Annotated in this window: 13 protein-coding genes, 1 tRNA gene and 1 rRNA gene; 12 read left to right on the top strand and 3 right to left on the bottom strand. The window is 57.2% G+C overall.

What is annotated here, in order from left to right; genetic code table 11:
• The first annotated feature begins 334 nt into the window (after positions 1 to 334).
• Positions 335 to 1,204 (top strand): MTAP family purine nucleoside phosphorylase, encoded by an 870-nt coding sequence (locus B2X55_RS06215; protein WP_055160377.1) that lies wholly within the window; start codon positions 335 to 337, stop codon positions 1,202 to 1,204.
• Positions 1,205 to 1,311: 107 nt separating this feature from the next.
• On the opposite strand, the gene B2X55_RS06210 is transcribed toward B2X55_RS06215, so the two are convergent.
• Together B2X55_RS06210 and B2X55_RS06205 are read right to left on the bottom strand one after the other, a co-directional pair.
• Complete coding sequence (locus B2X55_RS06210) at positions 1,312 to 2,190, bottom strand: response regulator (RefSeq protein WP_286821350.1); 879 nt, start codon at positions 2,188 to 2,190, stop codon at positions 1,312 to 1,314.
• On the bottom strand, positions 2,187 to 3,566 hold the full coding sequence (locus tag B2X55_RS06205; protein WP_055160373.1) for a sensor histidine kinase: 1,380 nt from the start codon (positions 3,564 to 3,566) through the stop codon (positions 2,187 to 2,189). The genes B2X55_RS06210 and B2X55_RS06205 overlap by 4 nt, the downstream gene beginning before the upstream one ends.
• Before the next feature lie 272 nt (positions 3,567 to 3,838).
• Here B2X55_RS06205 and B2X55_RS06200 point away from each other — a divergent pair, with 272 nt between their 5' ends.
• The 9 genes from B2X55_RS06200 to B2X55_RS06160 all read left to right on the top strand — a co-directional run bounded on the left by B2X55_RS06200 (position 3,839) and on the right by B2X55_RS06160 (position 11,995).
• Positions 3,839 to 5,257 carry a DASS family sodium-coupled anion symporter gene (locus tag B2X55_RS06200; RefSeq protein WP_055160370.1) on the top strand — a complete coding sequence of 473 codons (1,419 nt, stop codon included), beginning with the start codon at positions 3,839 to 3,841 and terminating at the stop codon, positions 5,255 to 5,257.
• A gap of 284 nt (positions 5,258 to 5,541) precedes the next feature.
• Entirely contained in the window at positions 5,542 to 6,930 is a 1,389-nt protein-coding gene (locus B2X55_RS06195; RefSeq protein ID WP_036378647.1) for an aspartate ammonia-lyase, read from the top strand.
• Between the two features lie 205 nt (positions 6,931 to 7,135).
• A complete protein-coding gene (locus B2X55_RS06190; RefSeq protein ID WP_036378646.1) occupies positions 7,136 to 7,321 on the top strand; it encodes a ferredoxin in 186 nt (61 codons plus the stop codon).
• A 107-nt stretch (positions 7,322 to 7,428) separates the two neighbouring features.
• Positions 7,429 to 8,028 carry a GTP cyclohydrolase I gene (folE, locus tag B2X55_RS06185; protein ID WP_278822378.1) on the top strand — a complete coding sequence of 200 codons (600 nt, stop codon included), beginning with the start codon at positions 7,429 to 7,431 and terminating at the stop codon, positions 8,026 to 8,028.
• A complete protein-coding gene (gene folP, locus B2X55_RS06180) occupies positions 7,997 to 8,848 on the top strand; it encodes a dihydropteroate synthase (protein ID WP_279182419.1) in 852 nt (283 codons plus the stop codon). Before folE ends, folP begins: the two co-directional genes overlap by 32 nt.
• Before the next feature lie 20 nt (positions 8,849 to 8,868).
• Positions 8,869 to 9,231 (top strand): dihydroneopterin aldolase, encoded by a 363-nt coding sequence (gene folB, locus B2X55_RS06175; RefSeq protein WP_278822382.1) that lies wholly within the window; start codon positions 8,869 to 8,871, stop codon positions 9,229 to 9,231.
• On the top strand, positions 9,228 to 10,226 hold the full coding sequence (folK, locus tag B2X55_RS06170; protein ID WP_286821348.1) for a 2-amino-4-hydroxy-6-hydroxymethyldihydropteridine diphosphokinase: 999 nt from the start codon (positions 9,228 to 9,230) through the stop codon (positions 10,224 to 10,226). Before folB ends, folK begins: the two co-directional genes overlap by 4 nt.
• Positions 10,227 to 10,243: 17 nt before the next feature.
• Positions 10,244 to 10,918 carry a uracil-DNA glycosylase gene (locus B2X55_RS06165; RefSeq protein WP_055160355.1) on the top strand — a complete coding sequence of 225 codons (675 nt, stop codon included), beginning with the start codon at positions 10,244 to 10,246 and terminating at the stop codon, positions 10,916 to 10,918.
• A 39-nt stretch (positions 10,919 to 10,957) separates the two neighbouring features.
• A complete protein-coding gene (locus B2X55_RS06160; protein ID WP_036378636.1) occupies positions 10,958 to 11,995 on the top strand; it encodes a LacI family DNA-binding transcriptional regulator in 1,038 nt (345 codons plus the stop codon).
• Between the two features lie 62 nt (positions 11,996 to 12,057).
• Here the strand turns inward: B2X55_RS06160 and B2X55_RS06155 are convergent, their stop codons facing one another.
• The gene (locus tag B2X55_RS06155) at positions 12,058 to 12,420 is read right to left on the bottom strand and encodes a PTS glucitol/sorbitol transporter subunit IIA (RefSeq protein ID WP_081828486.1); all 363 of its coding nucleotides are present in this window, start codon (positions 12,418 to 12,420) and stop codon (positions 12,058 to 12,060) included.
• A 219-nt stretch (positions 12,421 to 12,639) separates the two neighbouring features.
• Here B2X55_RS06155 and B2X55_RS06150 point away from each other — a divergent pair.
• Positions 12,640 to 12,715, top strand: a tRNA-Gln gene (locus B2X55_RS06150).
• 476 nt (positions 12,716 to 13,191) lie between these two features.
• Positions 13,192 to 13,281: ribosomal RNA gene (locus B2X55_RS06145) — 16S ribosomal RNA — on the top strand; the annotation flags it as partial.

Genomic DNA, 13,281 nt, shown 5'->3' with positions numbered 1-13,281 from the left:
GCCCCGCCCTCAGTAACGGCCTGCTATCCGGCTTCGTCGCGCTGATGAATGAGCTCTATGGTGCGCCTAGAAAACGGGCTGAGCTTAGGCCGGGGTGGTGTGTGCCGCCTGGAGCCGCGCAGTGATAGCCCGCAGGGCTGGGGCCCGAGGGTCTGCGGCTTCTATTGCCGTGTAAAGAGCCGCGGCAGGCGGCGAAGCAGCTTAGAAGGATATTCTGGCATGGGCCCCATTCAACGGAGCGGCGAAGCCGGCACATACCACCCCGGCCCTTTGCCATAAGCTGCTCCATCCCACGAATCAATCCAGCGTACTACAAAGAAAGAGAGGCATAATCATGGCAAATGAACAGCAGGCAGTGAACGCAGAGATCCCGCGTGCAGATTACGCCGTCGTCGGCGGCTCGGGCACGCTCTCGAGCAATTTCCCGGCGAACCTGCCCGATGAAGATGTGAAGATCCTTGAGGACAATCTGTATTTCGAGACGCCGTACGGCAGGAGCCCCTCGATGCGCCTCTTCTGCGTCGGTGAGAAGCGCGTGCTGACCGTGCGCATGCACGGCTGGCGCTCTGGCGTGACGCGCGCCGATGCCTCGCGGCAGGTCTTCTGGGTCTTCCGCGAAGCGGGCGTCAAGCGCATCATCTCGGAGGGCGGCGTCGGCACGGTCAACAAGCTCCTCGATTTGCGCGACTTCATCATCCCCGACGATTACCTCGACCTCTCGGTCCGCAAGGACGTCATGCTCGACGGGCGCTACCTGCTCGTCATGCGCGATGCGCTCTGCCCCGAGATGCGCGAGGCCTTGATCAAGGCGACGAAGAAGCGCTTCACGGGGCGTGTCTTCACGCGCGGCACCTATGCCGTGACGGACGGCCGCCACTTCGAGAGCCCCGCGGAAGTCGCGATGATGAGCGGTCATGCCGACATCGTCGGCCAGAGCATTGCACCCGAGGTCTATCTGGCGCGCGAGATCGGCGCCTGCTATGCCGGCCTCTACTTCACCGTCAATTACGGCGAGGGCATCCGCAAGGCATGGTCGCATCAGGATATGGCGGACATCTTCTACGACGACGCACCGATGATCGGCGAGATTATCCTCGAGACAATCCGCACGGTAGACGCTGACGACCGCCATTGCGAGTGCCTCTCCTTGCGCAAGGAGACACTGCTCAAGGACGTCTACAATGAGGTTTCATCGAAGGGCTGAGACTGCCGTAACAAGAGCATATGAGAAGACGAGCTGTGCATAACTCCGCGATTTTTTCGGAGTTATGCACAGCTCGTCTTGATTTTGTGGATAATTTTGTGGATAAGTCAGGCTTCCTGCGAAGCGGTGTAGAGTGCCTGTATGAACTTCTTGGTGTTGATGTGAACCTTCGAGATCTGCGGTTTCTCGTTCTGCTGGATCATGCGCATAATGCTGCATACCTCTGCGTAGTCGAAGTAGAACGGGGCGTATTCCTCGAACTTGGGGTTCGTGTAGTCGACGACGCCCATTGAGGCGGTGCTGACCATAGCCTGGAAGACGGCGCGGCGCAGGCGCTGCTCGATAGTCTTGGCTTCTTTCTGGACGTTCTCGGCAGCGTGCTGCTCGGCGACGGCGGTGAAGATAATCTTGAGCGAGGGGATGGCTGAGCCCTTGTTGTGCGCCTGCAGGTAGGCGATGATCTCGATCAGGTCGTCGTAGCCCGCTGAGCCGGCCACGCCGAGCTCCTTGAGCAGGGAGGCGGCCTTCTGTTGCGGCGTGACCTCCTTCTGTTGCATCATGGCGATGTCCGGATTCAGCGTCGTCTGCAAGGTGCTCTGCAGGGTGTGGGCAAAGCGCTCGAGGCGGATGTATTCCTCTACGGACCGCATTACGCTGATGATCTCATTGCGGTTCAGGGGCTTCGTGATGTAGGCGTAGATGCCGCTCTCATAGGCTTTGCCGATGAGGTCCTTGCTGTTCACCTGCGAGATCATGATGATCTTGCCGGGGAAGTCCTGGAAGCGGCGCACGGAGGCGATGCCGTCGCAGTCCGGCATGAGCATGTCGATGAGCAGGAGGTCGATGTGGCGCGCGATGAGCTCTGCCGTCGTGATGTTTGCGGCACTCGGCAGCGAGGCGACAACTGTGCCGAGCTCGTAGTCTTCAATAATGTCCTGCAGCATATCGCGGATTGCTTCATCGTCGTCGATGAGCATGATGTTCATGATAGCGGTCCTTTCTGTTGAGATGATGCGGCGCCTGCCTTCTCTACGGCTGGCAGGTTGGCTATTGGGTGCGTCATCAGGCTGTTGAGCGGCAGCGCGATGTGGAACGTCACATTGTCCTTGCCGTCCGATGCCGCCGTGATGCTGCCGCCGAGATGTTCGGCGAGCGACTTGACGTATGTCAGTCCCACGCCGCTCGAGGCGCGGCCGTCACTGTCGTACTTCGTCGTGTAGCCGGGGCGGAAGATCTGGCGCAGGCGGCGCAGCGGGATGGAGCTGCCCGTATTCGTGACCTCGAGGTGGAGGTCACTGCCCATGCGCTTCATGGAGATGGCAATGCTGCCTCTCTCATGGATAGCCTCGATGGCGTTGGCCGTGAGGTTGTTGAGGATGGACAGGATCGTGTAGGCGTGGAGCTCCGGCAGTCTGGCGGACACATCTGTCGAGAATTCGATGCGCTTGTCGAGCTGGCGCGCGTATTTCTTCTGCGCGTGGACGATCAGGCGGCAGATCTCGGCAGGTGACAGGTAGTCGTTGAGCTTGTGCGAGTTGTTCTGGCTCGTCATCTCGCTGAGCGCGGCGTAGATGCGCTGGTTGTCCTTCTTGATGTCGTGGACCTCGCCGGCCACGCGCAGGGCCTCCTGCGTGATGCGCGTGAGTTCTGCTGGGTCGTGCAGGCTGCGCAGGTCCTCGTAGATGCCGTAGCAGTCGTGCGTGGCCGTCTCCGCCTTGTGCAGGGCCTGCCTGAGCTCGAAGACCTCCTCGTAGATGTTCGCGATCATCATCGTCAGGCGATTCTTCTCGTGCAGTTCGTGGGCGAGGTGGATTTCCGTCAGATAGAGCTGCGACAGGAAGAAGAAGCTCAAGATGAAGAAGCAGCGCAAGAAAGCGATGCCCGTGAGGCGCGCGAGCACCGGCACCGTGATGATGGCCGCCTGTGTGCCGAGGAAGAGGTCCATCGTGTAGAGCTCCGCTATGCTCGCAATCACCTCGGCGATGATGGCCCAGAAGGCGATCTTCATGGCCTGCGTCGTGATGGGCGCACGGTTGAGCTTCATGCAGGAGAAGCAGATGGCATAGGTAAAATAGTAGAAAAACGTCGGGATGTGCTGGTAGACGCCCGTCGAGATGGGCGCACCGCCAATCGCGTCGAGCGCTCCGCGGAACAGGACGACTGCAATGCCGACGGCGAGGCCCGACACAGCCATCGGCACATTGCGCAGCCAGAGCAGGAAGAGCAGGAACATCGGCGAGCCAAAGCTCACGCGGAACGAGCTGAACTCATTGCCGAATGGATGGATGCGCGGCTCACCGGCCAGCGGCACGATGAGCAACATGCATATAAAGATGAAGAGTTCCCGGTGTTTACTGATCATGTTGCCTCCTCCTCAGTGAATTATGTATACTGCCCTATAGTGTATCACACGGTTCTTTTTCCTGGCAACAGTTGTACCTATCGAAATGATAAATGGACTGCATCTAAAACACTGATATTATATCACAGCCTTCCCATTTATGTTACAAGTTGTCAGTAAAAAAAAACTATTTACTCGATATTGTAGGATTCTGTCGATTTTGCTAGGCGATACGGTATATTGAATACAGTAATAAAAAGATAAGTCGTATTAATGACACAGGAGGGAATCATATGTCAAAAGAAAACAGCAGTAATTTGCTGCGTGGCCTGATCTGTGTGGCCATCGGAGCAATCATCTGGTTTATCCCAGCGCCTGCTGGGGTAGGCCCGCAGGCATGGGGCCTGCTCGCCGTCTTTGTCGCAACGATCGCCGGCTTCATCCTGCAGCCGCTGCCGCTCGGTGCCATCGCAATCATCGCCTGCGCACTCCTGCCGGTACTCGGCATCATGAAGGCTGGTCAGGCACTCGAAGGTTTCTCGAACGGCACAATCTGGCTGATCGTATCGGCCTTCATGTTTGCCACGGGCTTCATCAAGACGGGCCTCGGCAAGCGCATCGCTTACCTGCTGCTCTCGCGCTTCGGCAAGAACACGCTGAGCGTCGCCTACGTCATGAGCGCAGCAGACTTCATCATCGCACCGTTCACGCCGTCGAACACGGCTCGTGGCGGCGGCATCATCTACCCAATCGTCAACAGTGTCTCCCTTGCCCTCGGCTGTGATGCCAAGAGCGGCAAGAACAAGCGCACGGGCGCTTTCCTGATGTACAGTGCTTATGCGGCCGTCATCACCTCGGCCTGCATCTTCATGACGGGTGCATCGAACAACGTCCTCGCGAATACCCTGACGGAACAGGCCTTTGGCCAGTCCTTGAGCTGGATGTCCTGGTTTGAGGTCAGCATCATCCCGGGCCTGCTGCTCTCCATCGTCACGCCGTATCTGCTCTACAAGATCATCAAGCCGGAACTCACGGAAACGCCGGAGACGCTGGCTCTCGCCAAGAAGGAACTCGGCGCAATGGGCGCCATGACCGGCAAGGAAAAGGTTCTCTGCGTCATCTTCATCGCTTGCCTCGTCCTCTGGGCAACGGGTAGCATCCATCACATCGATTCTGCTATCGTCGCACTGCTCGGCCTCTCGGCCATGCTCATCACGCATTGCATTGACTGGAGCGACGTCACGAAACAGCATGGCGCATGGGATGTCCTCGTATGGATGGGCGTTCTCGTCAACATGGCTGCTTATCTCTCGAAATTCGGTTTCATGAAATGGTTCGCTGCCACGATGGCAGCAGCTTGCGCCGGCATGTCCTGGATGACGATGCTCATCGTCCTCTGCGTCATCTACACGATGGCACATTACCTGCTGGCCAGCAACAGCGCACACATCGCCGCGATGTTCATCGCCTTCATGACGATTCTCGTCGCAGCAGGTGCTCCGGTCATCCCGACGGCCATCATCCTCGCAATCCTCTGCAACAGTGCATCGTTCCTGACGCACTACGGCTGTGGCGTCACGCCAATCTTCTTCGGCACCGGCTTCATGGGCCAGGGCGAGTGGTGGAAGATCGGCTTCGTCATCACGGTCATGCACATCGTGGTCTGGATGGCTCTCGGCCTGCCAATCATGGGCATCCTCGGCATGATGTAAGGTAATCCCGATATAAGTTCTGATGTAAGTTTTCGTATAAGGTAATCATTGGAGAAAGCATCCGCGTGGTGCTTTCTCTAGATTATCTGTTACAGTGTATACAAAGAAAGACATTTTTCAAAAAAGTACTTGATTGTATTTTGTATACATGATACAATGCAATCAGCAAGCGGGGAGAACGAAGCCCGCTGAACTAAATGATAACAACGTGTACAACGCGAGATGATTTCATTTCAGGCGCCGCCTGGGAAATCAGGCGGGGAAAAGAAAGGAACGTGGAAAACATGAGAAAAGAACATGATTTCATTGGTGAGCTCGAAGTACCGGATGAGGTTTACTACGGTGTTCAGACGATGCGTGCCATCGATAACTTCCACATCACGGGCCAGACGATTGACCCGGATTTCGTTCAGAGCATCGCCCGCGTCAAGAAGGCCGCTGCTATGGCGAACATGGCTACGGGCCGTCTCGACAAGAAGATCGGCGAGGCACTGATTGAAGCTGCTGATGAGATTATCGACGGCAAGCTCCTCGACCAGTTCCCGGTTGACCCAATCCAGGGCGGTGCTGGTACGTCCATCAACATGAACATGAACGAGGTCCTCTGCAACCGCGCACTCGAGATCATCGGTCAGCCGAAAGGCCGTTACGACATCATCTCCCCGAACAACCATGCAAACATGGCACAGTCCACGAATGACTCCTTCCCGACGAGCATCAAGGTCTGCCTGAGCCACAAGGCTAAGAAGCTCACGGCAGCTCTCGACCGCCTCGCTACGGAGCTCGAGAAGAAGTCCGAGGAGTACAAGGATGTCCTCAAGATGGGCCGCACGCACCTGCAGGATGCAGTTCCTATTACGCTCGGCCAGGAGATGGGCATGTACGCATCGGCTGTACGCCGCGGCATCCGTCGCATCAACCACGCTGTAGAAGAGATCCATGTCATGAACATGGGCGGCACGGCTGTCGGCACGGGCCTCAACGCAGAGCCGGCTTACATCAAGAAAGTCGCTGAGACGCTCAGCGAAGTAACGGGTGAGACGTACGTCACGGCCGACAACATGATCGACGCGACGAACAACACGGACGGCTTCTCCGATGTTTCGAGCGCAATGAAGACGACGGCTCTCGTTCTCATCAAGATGGCCAATGACTTCCGCCTCATGGCTTCTGGTCCGCGCTGCGGCCTCAATGAGCTCAAGCTGCCGAAACGTCAGCCGGGTTCTTCCATCATGCCGGGCAAAGTCAATCCGGTCATCGCAGAGGTCCTCGACCAGTCTTGCTATCAGGTCATCGGCAATGACCTCGCCGTTTCGATGGCTGTTGAGAACGGCCAGTTCGAGCTCAACGTCATGGAGCCGGTTATGGCCTTCAACATGTTCAACTCGATGACGTACATGACAAATGCGGTCAACACGTTCGTCGACAAGCTCCTCATCGGCCTCGAGCCGAACCGCGAGCAGTGCCAGAAGTGGCTCGACAACAGCGTCGGCGTTGTCACGGCTCTGCTGCCGCACATCGGCTACGAGAACTCCGCTATGCTGGCTAAGGAAGCCTACAACACGGGCAAGCCGATCCGTCAGGTCATCATGGAGAAGGGCCTCCTCTCCCGCGAGAAGATGGAGCACATCCTCTCCCCGCGCCAGATGACGACGCCGGGCATCGCAGAATAATCGGTGACTGACTTCCTATTCCAATAGAAGATCTGGATCATCCCCATAGATCGAATTTCCCCCTAGAGCAAAAGGGCTCCTGCAAGGCTGATGGCAGGAGCCCTTTTTCGTAAGAATTGTTACACACGCATAGCTGCGGTTGTGCTATGATAGAGGTGTTCCATTCATCTGTAGTTGTGTATATATCTTAAGAGGAGGAATCATCATGAAGGGATATGTTGACAAGTCGGCCTGCATCGGCTGCGGCATGTGTGCGGATACGGCACCGGAGGCTTTCCGCATCGGTGAGGATGGCCTTGCCGAGGGCTATCAGGAGATTCCCGCAGACAGCATCGATAATGCGAAAGAAGCGGAGGCAGATTGCCCCGTCGGAGCCATCCAGGTCAAGTAAAATCCATAAGATCGAGAACAGCCGCCTCATGGCGGTTGTTTTTTTTCGATGGATTTTCTATAATAAAAAATAATGATGAATCGTCAGGAAACGAGAGGGCAGATGATATGCGGGAACAGAATGAAAAGGCTGTGCAGGCCATGCGGGCCTTTTTGAAGGCGCTTGGCCTGGACCTGGAGCAATGCGGCATGGAGCGGACACCGGAACGGGTAGCCAGGCTCTATGGAGATCTATTCGATGGCCTTGGCAAAGACCCGGCTTCCATTTGGGGAGAGCGCTTCGCCTCGGAGACAAAGGGCATCGTGGCTGTGCGCCACATCCCGTTCTATTCGGTCTGCGAGCATCATCTGCTGCCGTTTTTCGGCGAGGTCAGCCTCGCGTACCTGCCGCACGATGGGCAGGTCGCTGGCTTCAGTAAGTTCGTCAAGCTCGTCGAGTGCTTTGCGCACCGGCCGCAGTTGCAGGAACGCATGACGGCGCAGTTGGCCGATGCCATCGCGGACGGCCTCGATGCAGAGGGTGTGCTCGTCGTCGTCGAAGCGGAGCAGCTCTGCATGACGATGCGCGACGGCATGGCCCGCGGCACGAAGACCGTCACGTCAGAATGCCTCGGGGCATTCCGCACGGACGCGGTGCTCTGCCAGCAGGCTTGGATGGTACTAGGAGGTAAACAGGATGACAGCACTGCGGAAATACACCTTTCATGATGGCAAGGAATTGGAACTGGGCAAGCGCACGCTCGTCATGGGCGTGCTCAACGTGACGCCGGATTCGTTCTCGGACGGCGGCAAGTGGAACACGCATGACAAGGCACTGCGCCATATGGAGGAGATGGTGCGCGATGGTGCGGACATCATCGATATCGGCGCGGAGTCCAGCCGCCCCGGCTTCCAGACGATGCCGGCCCAGCAGGAGATCGAGCGCCTCATGCCGTTCCTCGAAGCCGTGCTCAAGGAGTGCCCGGTGCCGATCTCTGTCGACACATTCAAGGCCGAGACGGCGCGCGAGGCCGCGAAGGCCGGCTGCCACATGCTCAATGATATCTGGGGGCTGCAGTACAAGGAGGAGCCGAGGGCGATGGCTGAGGTCGCGGCGGAAGCTGGCCTGCCGATTGTCGTCATGCACAATCAGGACGGCAAGGCGTATGCGCGCGATATCATCGAGACGATGAAGGACTTCTTCCGCCGGACGATCGAGATTGCTGACCATGCCGGCGTGCCACGCAATCACCTGATCCTCGACCCAGGCATCGGCTTTGGCAAGACGCCGGAGGGCAATCTGACGGTCCTGCGCCGCCAGCAGGAACTCCTGACGATCGACGGGGTGGAGTACCCGCTGCTCCTCGGCACGAGCCGCAAGAGCTTCATCGGCGCGGCGCTGGGGCTTCCTGTCGACGAGCGCATGGAGGCGACGGGCGCGACGTGTGTCGTCGGCATCATGAAGGGAGCAGGCATCGTGCGCGTCCATGACGTCAAGCCGATTGCGCGCATGTGCCGCATGACGGATGCCATCCTGCAGGCGGACTGAGTGGAGTGAGGTACTAGGATATGGACCGTATCGTATTAGATCACATGGAATTTTACGGCTACCACGGCTGCCTGCCGGAAGAACGCCAGCAGGGGCAGACCTTCTTTGTGGATGCCGTGCTGCATCTTGACCTCCGGGCGGCTGGCGAGCAGGACAACCTCGCGCAGACGGTCAACTACGCGGATGTCTTCACGAAGATCCGCAGCATCGTCGAGGGGGAACCGGCAAACCTCATCGAGGCAGTGGCGGAGCGCATCGCCTCGATGGTCCTGCGGGAATACCCGAGCATCGTGCGCGTCGAGGTGACGGTCCACAAGCCGTCCGCGCCGATTCCGGGCCCGTTCCGGGATGTCTCGGTCAGCATCATGAGGGAGCGCGGATGAAGCCTTATACGTGCTATCTGAGCCTCGGGGCCAATCTCGGCGAGCGCGGCGAGACGCTGCGCGAGGCACTGCGCTCCTTGGCAGGGCTCTCGGGGACACATCTCGTGGCTGTCTCTCCGTTCTATGAGACAGCGCCGTGGGGAAAGCTGGATCAGCCAGCCTTCCTCAATGCGGCAGCGGCGGTGGAGACAACTCTTTCTCCGCTCGAGCTGCTCAAAGGCTGCCAGCGCGTCGAGCAGCGGCTCGGGCGCGTGCGACACGAGCACTGGGGAGCGCGCACGATTGATATCGATCTGCTCCAAATCCCCGATGTCATGCTCGATGAGCCGGAACTCAAGCTGCCGCACCCTTATCTGACACAGCGTGCCTTTGTGTTGCAGCCGCTCAGGGACATTGCGCCCGACCTCGTCATTTCGGGTGTGCCTGTGCGAGATTGGTGCCAGTCCATAGGTGATCAGGGTGTCTCGCCCGCAGCGGAGCTCGCCAATCCCTGGCCGCTCCAGATGATTGCCTGCCTGGACGCGCGGCGCGGCATCGGGTATCGCGGTGAGTTGCTCGCACATCTTCCCGAGGATATGAAGCATTTCCGCGCCCTGACCGAGGGAAATGTCGTCATCATGGGGCGCAGGACGATGGAATCGCTGCCGGGAAAAGAGCCGCTGGCCAATCGGACGAACATCGTGCTGTCGCGCACGCTCTCTGCGGCGGAGGGCTTTACCGTCTGCTGCAGCCTGCTGGCCCTCTGGCGGGAGCTCGGGCTCCGGCACCTCAAGGAGCCGCAGCGGTCGTTCTGGTGCATCGGCGGGGCGGAGCTCTATGTGGAGCTGCTGCCCTATACAAGAGAGCTCTATCTGACACGGCTCAAGCAGTCGTATGAGGCCGATGCGTTCTTTCCGGCATTCCCCGACTTTGCACTCTACTCATCGGATGACAGAGGGTCTTGCGCGTTCGAGCACTATGTGGCAGCAGACAGGCTGCTGAAGATGAAGATATAGAAGGAAGTTGTTAGGCGATGGAAATCTTTCACAACGATTGGGCCGAACTGCTCAATCCAGAACTAGAAAAACCGTATTACCGCAAGCTCAGGCAATTCCTGATTGGGGAGTACCGCACGCATCATATCTACCCGGACATGTACTCGATCTTCAATGCGCTTCATTATACGAGCTATGCCGATACGAAGGTGGTCATCCTCGGCCAGGATCCGTATCATGGCCCGGGGCAGGCGCATGGGCTCTCGTTCTCCGTACTGCCCGGCGTGCAGCCGCCGCCGTCGCTGCTCAACATCTTCAAGGAGCTGGAGACAGACCTCGGCTGCAAGGTGCCGAATAACGGCTGCCTCAAGCCGTGGGCAGATCAGGGCGTACTGCTGCTCAACACGGTGCTGACCGTTCGGGAGCATCAGGCGAATTCACATCACGGGCAGGGCTGGGAAATCTTCACGGACCGCATCATCGAGCTGCTCAATGCGCGCGAGAAGCCGATGGCATTCATACTCTGGGGGACACCGGCCCGCCGCAAGAAGGCGATGATCACGAATCCGCATCACTACATCGTCGAGTCGCCGCACCCGAGCCCGCTGTCGGCTTCACGCGGCTTCTTCGGCAGTCGCCCGTTTTCCAGGGTCAATGACTTCTTGAAGCGCACAGGGCAGGAGCCGATTGACTGGCAGCTGCCGGACATTTGATTTTTCAGGAGAGCTGTCTCCTGTTTTGGAGGGAATATTGTGGGAGCAAAGGTAACGATCAAGGATGTCGCGGAACTGGCCGGCGTCTCGAAAAGCACCGTGTCGCGCTATCTCAATCACGGCTACATCAGCCTGGAGAAGCAGCAGAGAGTGCGTGAGGCCATCGAGCAGACGGGGTTCAAGTCGAACTTCTTTGCCAAGCGGCTCAAGACGCAGGAGAGCAAGCTCATCGGTATCGTCCTGCCGCGCATGGACTCCGTGACCGTCGGCAAGCTGCTGTCGGGCATCAACCGCATCTTCGATCCGGCTGGCTACCAGGGGATCCTGCTCGTCAGCCATCTTTCCATCGAGAAAGAGCTCGAGAACATACAGAATCTGCAACAGCAGGGCGTCGATGGCATTCTCGTGGACTCAGTCGGCCTGACTGACAGGCATATTGAACTGGCTAAGACGACATCTGTGCCAATCGTCTACACGGGCCAGTGGAATGAGGCCGTGCCGAGCATCAAGATCGACGACTGGGCCGCCGGGCGCATGGTCGGCGCATACCTGCGGCAGATGGGACATCGTCATGCCGTCTTTGCCGGTGTCACGCAGACCGATAAGGCCGTCGGCGTTGACCGCAGACAGGGCTTCGTCGAGGCGTTCTGTGAGGACCGTCCTGAGGCGCGCGTGGATTTCGTCGAGACGGGCTTTGACTTCTTGTCGGCTTACAACAAGGGGGCAGCCATCCTGGAGCTCGCACCAACCGTCGTGGTCGGCGCGACGGACAACATCAGCCTCGGCGTCCTGCGCTATCTCCACGAGCGCGGCATCCAAGTGCCGGAGCAGATCTCCGTGGTCGGCTTTGGCGGCTACGACGTCGGAGCTGTTGTCTATCCGGCGCTGACAACTGTGGCCTTTGACTACGAGCTGCTGGGCATGAAGGCGGCACAGTACCTTCTGGACCTGCTGGCCCATCATGCGGGCGAGGAGAATATGACACTGCCGCTCTTCTTCGTCGAGCGCGAGAGCGTGCGCAACCTCACGGAAAAATACGAGACAAAGGCTCCAGCTTCGTATCTCGAACTGACCTGATATCGACAATAAAAATGGACTCTGCCATGGCAGAGTCCATTTTTGCTCAAGATAAGAGCAGCTTATTTCTTGGTGAAGGTGATATGAGCCCCGACCGAGAGCGTCGGCTGAGACGGGCCCTTGACGATGATCTGGCCCGGCATCGAACCCGTTGCATTGAAGATGATCGTGCAGTGGCCTTCTTCGCGGATGTTGTCGTTGACCGCATCGCCGACTTTCTCGACCGTGTACTTCACACCGCCCATCAGGAGCTTGTCGCCCTTCTTGATGTCCTCTTCGAGTTTGCCCGGCGTGTGCTCGATGACCATGTCCGAGAGATTCGGGCGGATGCCCTCGTCGAGCAGGATCGCACTCTTGTTGTTCTCGAGGAACGTGCGCGCGAGATTGCCGATAGCTGTGATCGAAACATCGTATTTAATTTCCATGATTTTCCTCCCTGTATATACACAATATCCATCAAACAACGTCATAAACGCCATGAACGTCACAAGTCGATATCAACTATATTATAACATAACCAAACGCCTGTGAAGGGGTAACGGCGCTTTTTGTACCAGGTTTTCAAAAAAACGGAAAAAAATACTTGCCAAGATGCCAAGGATACGCTATAATGATTTCTGTTGACAGCGACTGGCTGAAGACACAGGGGTATCGCCAAGTTGGTAAGGCACGGGTCTCTGAATCCCGCATGCGTTGGTTCGAGTCCAGCTACCCCTGCCATATGGAGATGAGCATCGCGAAAGCGATGCTTTTTTCGTATCATGGTGAATCTCAGCACATCTGAGGCCGCATGCAAATTTTTTTAAAAAAGTTCAAGATAGCGGTTGACAAATGGCTGCGCGTCCTGTAATATAATACAAGTCGCCGCGAGACACCGGCCTGGCAAGAAAATGCTCCTTGATTGGAAGCGCCTTGCTGGAGCGGATGACTCAGATAAAAAGAAAAATAAAAAAGTTCTTGACAGTCTGAAAGAGATGCGGTACAATAAATGAGTCGCTTGAAGCGAGAGCTTCGAAAGACAAAGTTGTTCTTTGAAAACTAAACAATGCAACATGAATCATTTGTGATTCAAGCCAGATGTTTTTAAAACATCGATTGATTATGAACATAAGCAATCGGCAATTTCTTTACTGAGCTTTGATTTATCAAGGTTCAGGCCAAAAAGATTATTTGAGCCAATCAAGGCTTTCCTAAATTTTATGGAGAGTTTGATCCTGGCTCAGGACAAACGCTGGCGGCGTGCTTAACACATGCAAGTCGAACGAGACGATTGAAAGCTTGCTTTT

Source organism: Mitsuokella sp. UBA4253 (assembly GCF_002395285.1).
GTDB lineage: Bacteria > Bacillota > Negativicutes > Selenomonadales > Selenomonadaceae > Mitsuokella > Mitsuokella jalaludinii.
The sequence above is the reverse complement of the archived record's forward strand: the minus strand, read 5'-3'. Positions and strand labels throughout refer to the sequence as shown.

Bases quoted from the DNA above. Each gene is read 5' to 3' on its own strand.
- B2X55_RS06200 (WP_055160370.1), top strand. From the start codon at position 3,839: ATGTCAAAAGAAAACAGCAGTAATTTGCTGCGTGGCCTGATCTGTGTG.
- B2X55_RS06165 (WP_055160355.1), top strand. From the start codon at position 10,244: ATGGAAATCTTTCACAACGATTGGGCCGAACTGCTCAATCCAGAACTA.
- B2X55_RS06190 (WP_036378646.1), top strand. From the start codon at position 7,136: ATGAAGGGATATGTTGACAAGTCGGCCTGCATCGGCTGCGGCATGTGT.
- B2X55_RS06195 (WP_036378647.1), top strand. From the start codon at position 5,542: ATGAGAAAAGAACATGATTTCATTGGTGAGCTCGAAGTACCGGATGAG.
- B2X55_RS06155 (WP_081828486.1), bottom strand. From the start codon at position 12,420: ATGGAAATTAAATACGATGTTTCGATCACAGCTATCGGCAATCTCGCG.
- folK (WP_286821348.1), top strand. From the start codon at position 9,228: ATGAAGCCTTATACGTGCTATCTGAGCCTCGGGGCCAATCTCGGCGAG.
- folE (WP_278822378.1), top strand. From the start codon at position 7,429: ATGCGGGAACAGAATGAAAAGGCTGTGCAGGCCATGCGGGCCTTTTTG.
- B2X55_RS06205 (WP_055160373.1), bottom strand. From the start codon at position 3,566: ATGATCAGTAAACACCGGGAACTCTTCATCTTTATATGCATGTTGCTC.
- folP (WP_279182419.1), top strand. From the start codon at position 7,997: ATGACAGCACTGCGGAAATACACCTTTCATGATGGCAAGGAATTGGAA.
- folB (WP_278822382.1), top strand. From the start codon at position 8,869: ATGGACCGTATCGTATTAGATCACATGGAATTTTACGGCTACCACGGC.
- B2X55_RS06215 (WP_055160377.1), top strand. From the start codon at position 335: ATGGCAAATGAACAGCAGGCAGTGAACGCAGAGATCCCGCGTGCAGAT.
- B2X55_RS06210 (WP_286821350.1), bottom strand. From the start codon at position 2,190: ATGAACATCATGCTCATCGACGACGATGAAGCAATCCGCGATATGCTG.